General features: G+C 54.8%; 10 protein-coding genes. 4 read left to right on the plus strand and 6 right to left on the minus strand.

Annotation, left to right across the window (positions count from 1 at the left end; translation table 11 throughout):
• Window positions 1-44 precede the first annotated feature (44 nt).
• The 6 genes from PCAR_RS09650 to modA all read right to left on the minus strand — a co-directional run bounded on the left by PCAR_RS09650 (window position 45) and on the right by modA (window position 7565).
• Entirely contained in the window at window positions 45-1193 is a 1149-nt protein-coding gene (locus tag PCAR_RS09650) for an aldo/keto reductase (RefSeq protein WP_011341467.1), read from the minus strand.
• Between the two features lie 126 nt (window positions 1194-1319).
• A complete protein-coding gene (locus PCAR_RS09655) occupies window positions 1320-3212 on the minus strand; it encodes a sigma-54-dependent Fis family transcriptional regulator (RefSeq protein ID WP_245523281.1) in 1893 nt (630 codons plus the stop codon).
• Between the two features lie 766 nt (window positions 3213-3978).
• A complete protein-coding gene (locus PCAR_RS09660; protein ID WP_011341470.1) occupies window positions 3979-5109 on the minus strand; it encodes an ABC transporter ATP-binding protein in 1131 nt (376 codons plus the stop codon).
• Window positions 5093-5908: an ABC transporter permease gene (locus PCAR_RS09665; RefSeq protein ID WP_041531330.1), complete on the minus strand. Its 816-nt coding sequence runs from the start codon at window positions 5906-5908 to the stop codon at window positions 5093-5095. The genes PCAR_RS09660 and PCAR_RS09665 overlap by 17 nt, the downstream gene beginning before the upstream one ends.
• A 76-nt stretch (window positions 5909-5984) precedes the next feature.
• Window positions 5985-6731, minus strand: a complete 747-nt coding sequence (locus PCAR_RS09670; RefSeq protein ID WP_011341472.1) for a Rossmann-like domain-containing protein — start codon at window positions 6729-6731, stop codon at window positions 5985-5987.
• Window positions 6732-6824: 93 nt separating this feature from the next.
• Window positions 6825-7565 (minus strand): molybdate ABC transporter substrate-binding protein, encoded by a 741-nt coding sequence (gene modA / locus PCAR_RS09675; protein WP_011341473.1) that lies wholly within the window; start codon window positions 7563-7565, stop codon window positions 6825-6827.
• A 369-nt stretch (window positions 7566-7934) separates the two neighbouring features.
• Between modA and lexA the strand changes: the two genes are divergently transcribed.
• From lexA to PCAR_RS09695, 4 genes are all read left to right on the plus strand, one after another.
• Complete coding sequence (gene lexA / locus PCAR_RS09680; protein WP_011341474.1) at window positions 7935-8543, plus strand: transcriptional repressor LexA; 609 nt, start codon at window positions 7935-7937, stop codon at window positions 8541-8543.
• A gap of 835 nt (window positions 8544-9378) precedes the next feature.
• A complete protein-coding gene (locus tag PCAR_RS09685; protein WP_011341475.1) occupies window positions 9379-10560 on the plus strand; it encodes a Y-family DNA polymerase in 1182 nt (393 codons plus the stop codon).
• A gap of 120 nt (window positions 10561-10680) precedes the next feature.
• Window positions 10681-13728 carry a DNA polymerase III subunit alpha gene (locus tag PCAR_RS09690; RefSeq protein ID WP_011341476.1) on the plus strand — a complete coding sequence of 1016 codons (3048 nt, stop codon included), beginning with the start codon at window positions 10681-10683 and terminating at the stop codon, window positions 13726-13728.
• Between the two features lie 207 nt (window positions 13729-13935).
• On the plus strand, window positions 13936-14193 hold the full coding sequence (locus PCAR_RS09695; protein ID WP_011341477.1) for a hypothetical protein: 258 nt from the start codon (window positions 13936-13938) through the stop codon (window positions 14191-14193).
• Window positions 14194-14297: the final 104 nt, after the last annotated feature.

Consider the following 14297-nt stretch of genomic DNA (forward strand, 5'->3'; position numbering starts at 1 on the left):
CAGGATGTAGCGGGAGAATCCTTCAAAAACAACTATTTAAAGGATCAATCGTCCGGATTTTCCGAAAGGGTTCGATGGCACTCCTCCAACATATCCATGATGCGAATGTGCTGGGGACAGTGCTTTTCGCATAAACCGCAACGAGTGCAGTTGCTGGCCAATTCGGCGGCATTCATGGTGATGGTGTACATGCGATGAGGAAAGCCTGAGTCACCGTAGATGAAGCGGTCATTGTAAAGATTGAAGATACGCGGAATGTTGACCCCGGACGGGCACGGCATACAGTAGCCGCAGGCGGTACAGGGTACCTTGATGCGTTTGCGCAGAGTATCGCGAACCTGTCCGATTACGGTTAGCTCCTGGTCGGACAGCGAAAGGGGCGAGGCCTGATCGGCAATCCGACAGTTTTCCTCGAGCTGCGCGGGCTCGTTCATACCGCTGAGCACCGAAGTGACGCCGGGATGATCCCAGACCCAGCGCAATGCCCACTCCGCCGGGGTTCGGCGAACCGGAGCCGCATCCCAGAGCTTCTGGATATCGGGAGCACTCTCGCGGGCCAGGTGACCGCCGCGCAACGGCTCCATAATCACCACGCCCAGGCCGCGATCGGCGGCGTAATCCAGCCCTTCCCTGCCCGCCTGAATCTGCTCGTCCATATAGTTGTACTGAATCTGGCAAAAACTCCAGTCATAGGCATCCACGATCTGCTTGAATAAGGGCAACTCGTCATGGAAGGAAAACCCGGCAGCGCCGATGCGGCCGTCGCGGATCGCCCGGTCAAGAAACTCGAGCACGCCGAGATGGCGGAGTTTATCCCACCAGTCGGCCTTAAGGGCATGCAGCAGGTAGAACTCGATGTGGTCGGTTTGCAAGCGCTCCAACTGTTCGTTGAGAAAGCGATCGAAATCGGCCGCCGTTTCCACCGCCCAGGACGGCAGTTTGGTCGCCAGATGCACCTTGTCGCGCAAACCGCCACTCAACGCCCGGCCGAGAAATTTTTCGCTCTCGCCTTTATGATAGGGATAAGCCGTATCCAGGTAATTGACCCCTTTATCGATGGCGCTTCTTAGCATCCGATCCGCTTTCGGTACGTCGATCGCGGCCTCATCGCCGCCGATGATCGGCAGACGCATGCAGCCAAAACCGAGAATCGAGACTTCGCACCCGGAACGACCCATCTTTCGATATTTCATAGCATGTATCCCGTATGGAAATATGTTGAAAGAAAATTGAACAACTCCTACAGCATCTGTTCAGAGTAGGTTTATTCCAATTTACTGTCAACTTGTGCGACAGACTCTAAGGAGAACAAAGGGAATTCACTGCTTGTTTGGCGGGATGATGCCGTATTTATCCATTTTTCGATAGATCGTTGCCCGACTGATGCCTAGCTCTTTCACCGCACGAGAAACCTGCCACTTATGTTTTTGCAGCGCTTCCAGGATCACCTGACGTTCAGCCTGTTGCATGGCGCTAAGCCCGCCAATAACTTCATCAACAGAAGAAGAAGAAGGCTCCGGCTCGGCTGTTTCAGACAAACAACCCAAAGCCTGCAAAGGAAGGCACGAAACCATCGCATCCTTAGGATCCTGCGAATAAATAATATCGACCGGCAGATCGGCGCAGGTGATGACACCTTTTTCGCAGACCGCCAAGGCATAACGCAGGGCATTACGCAACTGACGGATATTGCCGGGCCAGGGAAAATCGGCCATGATACGCATAGCCTTGTCGGCAATAGCCACTGGCTCGACACTGTTTCCTGCTTCGATGGCCAACACATCGCCGATCAGACACTCAATATCCGAACGTTGACGCAAAGGCGGAAGTTCGAAGGATACGCCATTGAGGCGATAATAGAGATCTTCGCGCAACGCGCCGCAAGCCACCATATCTTTAACATTACGGTGGGTTGCGCATATCACATGCAGATCGACGGGAATGGGGGTCTCCCCGCCCAGGGGCGTGACCTCCCGCTCCGCAAGCACTCTCAGCAAACGCGGTTGCAGACTGGCAGGCATATCACCGATTTCATCGAGGAACAGGGTCCCCCCATCCGATTGCAGGATCTTGCCCCGCATCCCCTTGCAGCGCGCTCCGGTAAAAGCGCCTTCTTTGTAGCCGAACAATTCACTCTCAATGAGCGATTCAGGAATCGCGGCGCAGTTAACCGCCACGAACGGTTTGCCGGCCCGGCGGCTGGCATGGTGGATGGCCTGGGCGAACATTTCTTTCCCGGTGCCGGTTTCCCCGTTAAGTAAAATCGGAATAGGCTTATCCATGACACGCTTGATGCGCTCAACACGCTCCTTGAGACTGCTATCCTCTCCTGCCAGATAATCAAGAGTGAAGGGTTCACCCTCAGCAGGAACCTTTTTATTCCGTAAAGTCGATATCTCGGCCCTGGTAACCGGCTTGGCGGAATGGGTCTGCGGACACCGCAGTGAAGCGAATATCTGGTGTCCCGTTTTTTGCGTATGAAGGGGCAGAACCATACTGGATCCGGATAACATTTCCAGCAGTTTCTCAAAATCGACATCGAACACATCCCCGATCGGTTTCCCGACCAGGCTCGCGCCGCCGAGTTCTTCCGCCAGGACGGAACAGGCGACCCGATCCGCTGCCAGAATGCAACCATCGCCATCCAGGGCGACCAGGCAGCCACTGGCAACCTCGGCGAGTTCCCGTTCCAGGCTGAGCCGCAACACCCATTGTTCTTCGAATTGACTGAGAAAGTACGCTGATTCGATCATACGTGCGGACTGCATCACCAACTGCAAGGCGAAATGCTGCCGATCTTTGGAGCGGGTGGAACGAAAGGACGAAACATCGATGACCCCCAAAGGCTTGCCGCTCGGGCTTAAGATAGGGGCACAGGAACAGGTAAGGTTGGCATTTTTGGCGCGAAAGTGATCCCCCCCGTGTATCGTTAGCGGAACCTGTTCAACCAGTGCAGTACCAACCCCGCAGGTACCCTCCTGACGTTCTTTCCACACGGCTCCGAGATACAACCCGCAATCTTTCCACTGCCGCGAAAAACGCTTGTCGCCCTGCCAGTCAACGGTGACACCGTCGGAATCACACAGAAGGGTCGCATAGCCCAAATCCGCGACCTGGCGGTGCAGTCTCTGCACCGCCACTTTGGCAATACGCGTAAAACGTTCGATGGGCCGGGTATGCTCCCGCAATTCGGCAGCCGTCAGAACCTGCACCGGACGGGATTCACTCGGGTCAATGCCGTAATGATGAAAACAACGATCCCAAGATGCAGCGATTAATGGATCAATCTTGATACTGTTCTGTAGATCTTTTCCAACTAAACAGGACTGGATTTTTTGAGTATGACTGGTGGTTTCTTGGGGATACATACTTCAACCTTAGGATAGAGAAACGATGCTCCGACATCCCTTACACCTCAATGAGGCATTGCCATGAATCCTGCGGCTCTTCAACTTTCCTCAGAGGAATTTTCCTTTGGGCCATAACAGCACGGAGCCATTGTATTTCGCCGGCACAGATCAGGCCGGAGTAGCCGCGCTTGGATACCGCCCATTACCAGGAATACGTTGATCCCACCCAAATTTGGACTGCAAACGAGCCTGAACAACCCCACTCAATTCCGGCACAACTGGTGCTAGATTGTAGCACCATAAAATCAACTCGCAATAAAGCAGGGGGTGCTTTCCATGAAAGAAACAAAATATTGCTCCATTATGGTGCATTCTTAATGGTTTTAAGATAATCCAACAAGTTCGCCCATTAGTTTTCTACAAAAATTGTGGTCATTTTTCAGTGACAAGTTAAATAATGATCAAGCATCAAGTTCCTGCCTTGCACAAAAGGATGACTCAATCTTAAACACTCCTGTCCTCAAACATGTCAGACACGAGAAAAGCCCACCAATTTGACTTGGTGGGCTTTTCTGGCAGATAAATCGTAATTTCTAATCCGTGTTTTGCCTGGCACAGGCCGACGTGCTTACGCCTCTACATGCTTAATGCATTCAAAATCCCGTAGATATTCAGGCAGAGAATGGCACCTGCCGCACAGAGGATGGAAGGCATCGGGTGAAAAACAGACCTGGATGTCACCCGTCAACTCCATGGAACCAGCCTTGGGTATCGATGCGGTCAACAAGAGCCCGGAAACATCGACGGTAACTTCGAAAAACGCCCCCCTGGAATCGACCTTGACCACCTGACCGGCAAAACAATTCGCCGGCCGCACCTCCCGGCACAGTTTGATTTTTTCCGGATGCAGGCAAAGCGAAAGCTCCTTTTTCCTTGTAAAAACGGGATACCTTTTCACATCGATCTGCAGTCTTTCCCTTAATTCGGGATGAACGATATCGAAGGTCGCCGTGCTTTCCTTCAGATCGACCAACCGGACATTCAGGATATTCTTGGAACCGACGAAGGAAGCCACAAAAGGTGTCTTGGGTTGATAAAACACCTTATCCGGCTCTTCCACCTGTTCAATACGTCCCCGGTGAAGCACGGAAACCCGGTTGGCAAGGGTCATGGCCTCCATTTTATCATGGGTGACATACAGGGTCGTGACGCCGGATTCCCGCTGGATGCACTTCAACTCATCGGTCAATTGCTCCTTGAGCGACACATCCAGATGACTCAGAGGTTCGTCCAGCAGCAACACCTCCGGCTCGATCGCCAGCGCCCTGGCCAGAGCGACCCGTTGCTTTTCTCCGCCGCTCAGGGTGACCGGATATTTACTCCTATGATCGGACATTCCCACCAGATGCAGATGGCGATTTACCCGTTCTTTGATGCAGCTACTTTTTAACCCTGCGGCACGCAGCCCATAGGCAACATTGTCAAAGACAGTAAGATGTGGGAAAAGGGCAAAGTCCTGAAAAACGAAACCGACCGGCCTTTTCCGAGGCGGAAAACTGTTGATCTGCCGGTCTCCTATCCAGATTTCGCCACGATCCGGCTTGAGCAATCCGGCGATAATGGCCAGCAACGAGCTTTTTCCTTCACCGCTGGGGCCTAAAATCACATGAAACTCGCCATTTTTGATCTTCAGCCCCAGATCGTTCAGAACAGTTCGCCCACCAAAATTCTTGGTTATGTTATTAAGCTGGATACTCATCTTTTTGACCGAATCTGGTTTTCACAATCAGTAGAAACACAAAGGAGAAAACCATGAGGATAAGAGCAATGGCAGTAGCCGTCTCAAGCCCACCGCTCATGGCCTGCATGTAAATCGAAACGGTCATGGTCTCGGTTTGCTGCGGAATGCAACCGGCCACCATGGAGGTTGCTCCGAATTCTCCGAGGGCCCGCGCCCAGGTCATGACCAATCCTGTCCAGATGCCCTTTTTACACAAAGGGAAGATCAGGTGCACGAGGGTAAACATCGAAGAAGCGTTCAGGGTGGCGGAGGCCGCCAGCAGGTTCTTGGGGATCGCGGCGATACTCTCCCGGACCGTTTTGATGAAAAACGGCGCCGCCACAAAAAGTTGAGCAAGGACAATCCCCTTTTTGGTGAAAATGAGATCGATGTGCCAACGGTTCAACCAGCCTCCGACCAGCCCTTCCCCGCTCAGCAGGATCAACAGGGCCAGTCCCGAGACCAACGGAGGCATGACAATCGGCAGATCGAGCAGCGTATCCAGCAGAACCTTCCCCTTGAAGTCTTTCAAGGCTAAAAGGTAGGCGATGGGAAACCCGAGAAAAAACGCCAGGAAAACGACCGCCAGAGAGGTCTGCAGGCTGATCCAGACCGTTGAAAAAACCTGCGGTGATCGCACCTGAAACCAGAATTCATGCAACGATGTCGTCGCGACCAGTGCCAGCAGAACGCACACGACGAAAGTGAAGAAGATACTGGTTATCAAGGCAACAACAAGATCGAAACCCAGGGCCTGTGCGTCTTTTGTATTCACCATATATCACCTCGAAAACGGCAGTTCAGCGATATCGCACACAGCCAAAATTCCGCAAATCCTGCATTTGAATAGACACTTAAGTCGGGCAGAAACACAAACGGTTTAATCCCAGCAGATGGGCGGCTCCCGCAACCGATGTTCCGTAAAAGTGAACCGGCACATTATGCTCCTCGGCCAGTGCAAGGATCTCCGGCAACGAACCGTTCACAATGGTGGACCCCGTCGCCAGAACAAGATCGGCCTTGACGAACATGTCTGTCATAGACTTGCTGTCTCCCCATACGATCGGCACACCGAATTTGCTCTTCCCGCGGAATTCCTCATCCCGATCCACGCAGGTCACCTTTTCGGGCCCCAGACGCTTTGCCAGGCTTTCCAGAATCGCCGGCTGCAGGCCGACAAGCCCGACAAACGAGGGCGCTAACTTTTCGACGAATTCGCCAATTTCCGTGGCACATTCTTCCGGCTCGTTGTTTTTACAATGAACGGTCCCCAGTTCCGGCTCCAGATAACGCATGATGGCATTGAGACAGGCGATAAACAGGGCTCGTTGCTTGGTATCTTTCAGCTCCAGGCGAATAATATCCGCCAAAGGTCCGGTAAACTCAGAAGGCGCGTCGGTATAAGCCTGCCCCCTGGCTTCCCCGTAGGTGGCTTCCATAAGGAATTCCTTGCCCTTCAGCAAGGGATAGTCCTGCCGATCCGGATTGCCGATGGCCTCCGCAGTTTTCAGAATTTTGGTTTTGATCGTGATTTCTTCATCCAGGAGGTTGTTTTGCGTTGCGAGTGCTAGAAATTTCTCCTGTAGTTGACGATAAAACATGAGCTTTTCTCCTTTGTGTCCCCAGATGGGAATGGAACGACGAGCTAAAAAATCAGCTTTTAAAAACAGCGTGGCGGGGTGTATCCGACCGAACTATTTCGCACTCTTGAAACCGAATTTTGCGAAAACTTTACTACCATGAGCGGCAAGGTATTCCAGATACCTGGCGGCCGCTTCGGGATGGGATGCGTCCGTCATCGTACACACCGGAACGATATCGACACAATTGACTTCTTCCGGGATGGGAACGATCCTCACCTTATCGTTATGGAAGCCGTCGGCATGCCATGCGATGGTGGCGTCCCCATTGCCGAATTCGATCCAGCGAACCAATTGCTTCACCGTCACCCCTCTCGAGACCACGTTCAGTCCGCTTTCATCCAATCCCGCCTTTTTCAACAGGCAGCCGCCGTTTCTGCCGATGGCGCAGGCCTTGGGATCCCCCAGCACCAGGCGAACATCGTGTTTGGTAAAATCCTGCAGACTGTTTACTTTTGTGTTGTTTGCAGGCGTAAGTATCACCGGCACATGCTGGGCCAGACCGAAGTAGGTTTTGACAAAGCCTTTTTCCTTAAGCAGTTTGGCCCACTTTTCCGCTCCCGGAATGAAGACATCCGGTTTTTGCCCGGCCAGGATTTTGCTGGCCAGACGTCCGGACCCTTCGTAATCGTGAATAACCCGGATCCCGGACTCGGCCTCGAACTGCATGGCAACCTCATCCAGAGCTGCACGCATGCCGGCTCCGGCAAATACCAGCAGAGAGTCATCGGCCCATCCGGTATGGGGCCAGGTCGTTGTCATAAGAATAAAAAACATAAGGATCAATTTTTTCATCTGCTTACCCTCCGCTATCAAGGTACAAGGCAATCCGTCGGCTCAGAGCTACGCTTCATACCTATATGCTAAATGCACCGTCCATACCAATAAAAAAATGCCGAAAATGGGCGGGAGCCCCCCTTAAGGTGGCGAACTCCTGCCCAAGCCACAGGCAGTTTTATCTCCGGTAGGTCTTTTTTTGCGCACAGGTCTGCCTGCCGAAGAACAGCATCAAGCCAGAAGCTGCTTTACATTCCGTTTGTCACTTGTCACTTGTCACTTGTCACTTGTCACTTTCTCCTTTCTCCTTTCTCCTTGCCCTCTTGACTTACGCAAAACTTACGCATACACTTACGGCAGGCATAAGATAACCATGCATGAGGCTATATGAGTCCCCTTACTCCCAAACAAAAACAGGTTTTCGATTACATCGCCCGGCATATCGGCGAGCAGGGGTTCGCTCCTTCCCAGCAGGAAATCGCGCGGGCATTCGGGTTCCGTTCCCTGGGCACGGTACGGAACTATCTGGTGCGCCTGGAACGCGAAGGACTGCTGGAACGCAACTGGAACGCCCGCCGCGGATTGCAGCTACGCACAGCTTCGGAACGCGGCATGAAGCTCCCCCTGGCCGGAACGGTTGCAGCCGGCAAACCTATCGAGGCGATCGAAATACCCGATGTCATTGAAGTACCGCCAACCATGGTCGGTTCCGGCGAGCATTTCGTATTGCGCGTGGCCGGCGATTCCATGATCGGCGACGGCATCATTGACGGCGACTACGTGGTGGTGCGCAAACAAGCCACAGCCGAGCACGGCCAGACCGTCGTCGCCCTGCTTGACAACGAGGCAACGGTCAAGCGCCTGCATCGGCGCAATGACCGGATCGAACTGCACCCGGCAAATCCCTCCATGCAACCCATCGTCGTCACCGATCCGGATAACTTCCGCATCGAAGGGGTGGTGGTCGGTGTGATCCGGCATTACCGATCGGCATAATCGAAAGTATATGGGAAAAATGAAAACGATGGATGCCGGGAGCCACGGCATAAAGGTTTGAATCCGCGTACCGTTCAAAAGCATGTTACCGCCCGTTCGCTTCGCTCACTCGAGGGCGCAGAGGCCGCTGAGGAAATCAAAATCAAGAGTTTGTTTTTCAAAAAAAATCCAGACTTTTCTTTGCGTTCTCAGCGTTCTCTAGCGAATGGAATGAGCGGGCGGTGAAATCAGAATCAAAGGCGCTAGAACGCGGATGCCGCGGAAACGGCAGGGATCAACATCTGGTGTAACCCCAGAACCCGACTTTGGAGTTGAAGAATTTGACTTTATCCGTGTGCATCCGCCGTTATCTGTGTTCGGTATCAGGGTTCTGATTTGCGGTTTGAATCCGCGTAAATCCATGCGCACCGGATGTTATCCACGTACCAGTCAAAAGCATGTTACCGCCCGTTCGCTTCGCTCATTCGAGAACGCAGAGGCCGCTGAGGATTTTTGAATTCCAAAACCAAAACCCCATGTCTCACGCAAAGCCGCAAAGAGAGGCAATATCCTTCCCTAAGACTTCGCTTTCCTTTGCGGCTTTGCGGCTTAAGTGAGCATAGCGAACGGGCGTGAGATCGGTTTTTCAGGGAATTCAAAACCTGATCACGCAGGGCAGCAAGTCAACCAAGAATCAAAACCAGGAGTTTGGTTGTTTGGTTTAAAACAAGATTTAGACTTTCCTCTGCGCTCTCAGCGTTCTCCAGCGAATGGAATGAGCGGGCGGTGAAATTGCTTCTTGAAGTAGGAATTATCCGCATATCATTTGAAGTTTAACCAGAGTTATTCATTGAGCATGACCCGCGACATTCTGCATGTAGCCGTGCCCGACTTCGACGTCGCTCTGGCACGAGCCGCCGATCCAGGCCTTGAAAGCCGTCCCCTGGCCGTGGCCACCGGCGTCAGCGAGCGGGCGCTGCTGCGTTGCGTTTCTGCCGAAGCGCGCTCCGACGGCGTGCAGCCTGGCATGAGCGTATATGTCGCCCGCAAATGTTGTCCCGCCTTGCATCTGTTGCCGCCCCAGGCGGAGTTGGCCCAGCGTGCCACGCGGGTCTTCGGGGAATTGGCGGCCTGCTGCAGCCCCCTGTGGGAACCCGGCAGCCCTGGACGGTTTTTCATCGATCTGACCGGCAGCCGACGTTTGCTTGGCGCCACACTGGACGTAGCCGCACGTCTGGAGCGGGATATCGTCGAGCGCCTGCGTTTGTCGGCCACCTGCGGTATGGCCGGCAACAAACTGGTGGCGCGCATCGCCGCCGACTACCTGCACCGGCCCGGTATCTGCGACGTCTTGCGCGGCAGCGAAAGCTGCTTTATCGGACCTTTGACCGTATCGACCCTGCCGGGAGTCGGCAGCGTGCGCACCGGCCGTCTGCTGGCGGATCTCAACCTGCGACGCATCGAGCAGGTCGCCGCCCTCTCCGTCGCCCAACTGGAACCGGTGTGCGGACCCTTTGCCGCCCTGTTGCAGCAGCGGGCCCGAGGTATCGACCCCAGCCCCGTATGCCCACCGCGACGCTCTTCGGCGATTATCGAGGAAACCGTCCTCCCGCGGGCCGACAACGACGATATGGCGGTACGTGCCGCCTTGGGACGCCTTGCGGAAAGCTGCGGTTTGCGCCTGCGCGAACTGGGCCGGGGCACTACCTGTCTGCGCCTGCAGGTCCGCTATGTGGACGGTCTCAGCGAAGAACGCACCGACAGTTTCACCGCGCCCAGGGCCTTCGACCTGGAACTTATGCACGCCGCCGACCACCTGCTGCAGCGCACCTGGCAACGCCGGGTACGCCTGCGCGCCCTGCGGCTTGGCTGCGACCGCCTTGCGCCCCTGACCCGACAGTTGGATCTGTTTGCCGCAACGCAACAAAGCAACGACGAACAAGCCCTGCAAACCGCTCTGGATCGCCTGCGCAGGCAGTTCGGCCACGAATCGATACAATGGGGGAGAAATCGGGGGAAAGCAGTGATTGGTGACTAGTGATTGGTAATTAGTGATTGGTGATTGGTTTTAATCCCAGTCACTTATCACTTATCACTTATCACTTATCACTTATCACTTATCACTTGTCACTTGTCACTTGTCACTCGGATCTGGATCTTGCATTTCACCCACCTGCATGTACACTCGGCCTTTTCTCCCAACTGGGGTATCCATTCCCCTGCCACCTTGTGTGCCGCAGCCAAAGCTGCGGGTATGACACGCCTGGCACTGACCGACCGCAACGGCATGTATGGCATCCCCTGTTTTCTCGAAGCAGCCCAAAAAGCCGGTATTGCTCCACTGATCGGCGCCGAAGCCGTCAGCGGATCACAGCGAGCCGTGCTGCTGGCCAGAAACCAGGACGGTTACGCCAATCTGTGCCGCCTGCTTTCAGCACTGCACGACCCGCAGCCGTTCGATCTTGCCGTGGCCTTGGCAACCTGGCGGGAAGGATTATACATCCTCAGCGATAATGCCGCGGTGCTCGGCAGACTCGCCGAGCAGAGCCGCGAGGGTTTATTCGTCGAAACATCCCCCGGACATCGCATGGAGCAGGCCATGTTCCTGGCCCGCCGCCTGGGACTGCCGCCCGTCGCCACCAGTCGTGCTGTCTTTCTGCAAAACGCGGATATCAAAACACACAGGGTATTGCGCGCCATCGCCGGAAATACCACGCTGTCACGCCTCTCCGCCGAGACCTGTGCCGGGCCGGCCGATTTCCTGCGGGCGGAGACGGATCTGAAAGCCGCTTTTCCTCATTACCCCGAAGCACTGGAAAATGCCGCGCGTATCGCCGATAACTGCCAGACCAACTGGGATTTTTCCGCGACCATCTTTCCCCGGTTCCGTGGCCTGGCGGATCAACAGGCCAGCACCCTGCTGGAACGCCGCGCCCACGAAGGTGCCATCCGACGTTACGGCGAAATGAACACTAAAATCGCGGCGCGTCTAAGCAAGGAACTGACCATCATCCGCGACAAGGGATTTGCCCATTATTTCCTGGTGGTGCAGGAACTGGCGAAGCGCTCGCCACGCACCTGCGGCCGGGGCAGCGCCGCCGCCTCTCTGGTCGCCTATTGCCTCGGCATCACCCATGTCGACCCGTTGCGTTACAACCTGTTTTTCGAACGTTTCCTCAACAAAGGCCGCATCGATCCCCCCGACATCGATATCGATTTCCCCTGGGATGAACGGGATGCGGTGCTCGACTTCGCCTTTCAACGCTACGGAAACCAGCGCGCCGCCATGGTCGCCAACCAGGTCGGATTCAAAAGCCGCGGCGCCCTGCGGGAAGTAGCCAAGGTATTCGGCATGCCGGCCGATGAAATCAAAACGATTACCCGCCGACTGTCAAGCCACTGGTCGATACAGCGCGGCACCAAAGCCATGGACAGCCACCCGCTGTTTCGCGGTGAATCCCTGAGCAGCGACTGGCAGGATATACTCGCCATCGCCACCCGCCTCAACGGCCAGCTGCGCCACCTGTCCCAACATTGCGGCGGACTGGTGATCGTACCCGACGACATCCGGCAATACGTGCCGACAGAGGTTTCCGCAAAAGGCCGACCACTCATCCAGTGGGAAAAGGATCAGACCGAAGCCGCCGGGCTGGTCAAAATCGACATTCTCGGCAACCGCTCCCTGGCGGTCATCCGCGACGCCCTGACAGCGGTACATCATCACACGGGCAACAACATCGACTACCGCAACTGGCAACCGTTGACCGATGCCAAAACCCGCGCCCTGCTCTGTTCCGGCGACACCATCGGCTGCTTTTACATCGAATCGCCGGCCACCCGCCAGTTGTTGAAAAAAATGTGGGGCAACCGGCCCATGCCCGATGAAGATACCCTGTTCGAGCACCTGGTCATGGCATCATCGATTATCCGACCGGCGGCCAACAACGTCATTCGCGAGTTCGTCGCCCGCATGCACGGCAAACCCTGGCACCATCTGCACCCCCTGCTGGAGCCGATTCTCGACGAAACCTACGGCCTGGCCGTCTACCAGGAACAGATCACCCAAATCGCCATGGCCCTGTCCGGCTTCAGTGCCAGCGAAGGAGACCGGCTGCGTAAAATCATCAGCAAAAAGGATAAGGGAAAAACCCTGGATGACTACCGGCAGCGCTTTATGCAGGGCGGAAACCGCAACGGCATATCCGCAGCGGTGCTGAAAAAAATCTGGCAACAGGTGCTTTCCTTTGCCGGCTACTCCTTCTGCAAGCCCCATTCGGCCTCCTATGCCCTGGTCAGCTGCAAGGCCGCCTGGCTCAAGGCCAACCATCCCGCGGAGTTCATGGCTGCCGTCATCAGCAACGGCGGCGGCTATTACACTCCTCTCGGCTACCTTTCCGAGGCTCGCCGCATGGGACTTCACATTCTGACGCCCGACATCAACACCAGCGACCGGGCCTACCGTGGCAAAGATCGGGATCTGCGCATCGGCCTGATGCAGATTGCCGCCGTTGCGCAGGCCACCATCGAGGTCATTCTGAACGAGCGCCGAAAAAACGGCCCTTTTTCAGACTACGAAAATTTTCTATGGCGGCTCCCGCATCTGCCTGTCGCCGATATCAAACAACTGATCAAGGCCGGCTGTTTCGATGCGCTCGAAGGCAGCGAACAGCGTCCCGGACTGATCTGGCGGTTGCTGCAGTTGCAACGAGGCCCCGCCACCGCTGCAGATACGCTTTTCGTTACAGAGCCCGAACCGCCGCCGGTTCTGCCGCCCTATGACGCCGTGACCTTGCAAACTCAGGAGCTCGAGACCCTCGGCATGCCCGTCGGCTCCCATCCCCTGGTACCATATGCCGAAGCCATTCGATCCAGCGGCGCCGTCCCTGCCGCCGAACTGTCACGCTGGATCGGCCGCCACATCACCCTCGTCGGGTGGTGGGTAACGGGCAAGCCGGTACGAACCGTCAAGGGCCAGCCGATGGAATTCGTCACATTCGAAGATGCGACAGCCCTTTTTGACGCGACATTCTTTCCCGCAGCCTATGCACGATTCTGCCGCAATTTCGGCAGATCCCGTCCCTATCTCATCAAAGGAGTGGTCGATGAGGAATTCGGTGTCGCAACCATCAATGTCATGTGGCTGGGGTTTCTGGATGAGCAAGGGAAAACTTTATCAAAACAAAATGTTGCCATGAGGCGACTTTAATTTTTAAGCATTATTAAAGACTTACAGATGTAGGCAACATCCGTGTCCCCGACAGGAGACACAATCCCCCTCCCCTGAGGGCAAAATCCACCCAAGAATCCTCAACACCCTGTTTTTAAATGATTTTCAAACATGGCACGATGGTTGCGATTAACAGAACCATATCGTCATGAGACGATAAAACTCTAACGTCAAAAGGAGAAAATCATGAAAAAACTGACCGCCTCGCTGTTGATGGTAACCGCTCTTTGCCTGCTTTCCACTACTGCTTTTGCCGCTACCGAAGACAGTACCCCAACCTTCGAAGCTCTGGACGCAGACCGTAATGGTTTCATTTCTACCGATGAAGCCGCATCCTGCGAATCCCTTTTAATTGACTTCGGAAAAATCGACGTCAATCAAGATGGTAAGCTGGATCCGGAGGAATACGCAGTATTCGACCAAAAAGCTGTCCAGAAAAGCTGAAACCAACTCTATTGTATAGTTCGATGTTGGTAAGAAAAACGGGGCGGACTCAGGCCCGCCCCGTTTTTCTTATCCAAGCAAAGTTATACAGATGATACTTTAAT

The organism is Syntrophotalea carbinolica DSM 2380 (assembly GCF_000012885.1).
Lineage (GTDB): Bacteria > Desulfobacterota > Desulfuromonadia > Desulfuromonadales > Syntrophotaleaceae > Syntrophotalea > Syntrophotalea carbinolica.

Excerpts from the sequence above, each read along its gene's own strand:
- PCAR_RS09695 (WP_011341477.1), top strand. The coding sequence starts at position 13,936 with ATGAAAAAACTGACCGCCTCGCTGTTGATGGTAACCGCTCTTTGCCTG.
- PCAR_RS09670 (WP_011341472.1), bottom strand. The coding sequence starts at position 6,731 with ATGTTTTATCGTCAACTACAGGAGAAATTTCTAGCACTCGCAACGCAA.
- PCAR_RS09685 (WP_011341475.1), top strand. The coding sequence starts at position 9,379 with ATGACCCGCGACATTCTGCATGTAGCCGTGCCCGACTTCGACGTCGCT.
- lexA (WP_011341474.1), top strand. The coding sequence starts at position 7,935 with ATGAGTCCCCTTACTCCCAAACAAAAACAGGTTTTCGATTACATCGCC.
- PCAR_RS09650 (WP_011341467.1), bottom strand. The coding sequence starts at position 1,193 with ATGAAATATCGAAAGATGGGTCGTTCCGGGTGCGAAGTCTCGATTCTC.
- PCAR_RS09665 (WP_041531330.1), bottom strand. The coding sequence starts at position 5,908 with ATGGTGAATACAAAAGACGCACAGGCCCTGGGTTTCGATCTTGTTGTT.
- PCAR_RS09660 (WP_011341470.1), bottom strand. The coding sequence starts at position 5,109 with ATGAGTATCCAGCTTAATAACATAACCAAGAATTTTGGTGGGCGAACT.
- modA (WP_011341473.1), bottom strand. The coding sequence starts at position 7,565 with ATGAAAAAATTGATCCTTATGTTTTTTATTCTTATGACAACGACCTGG.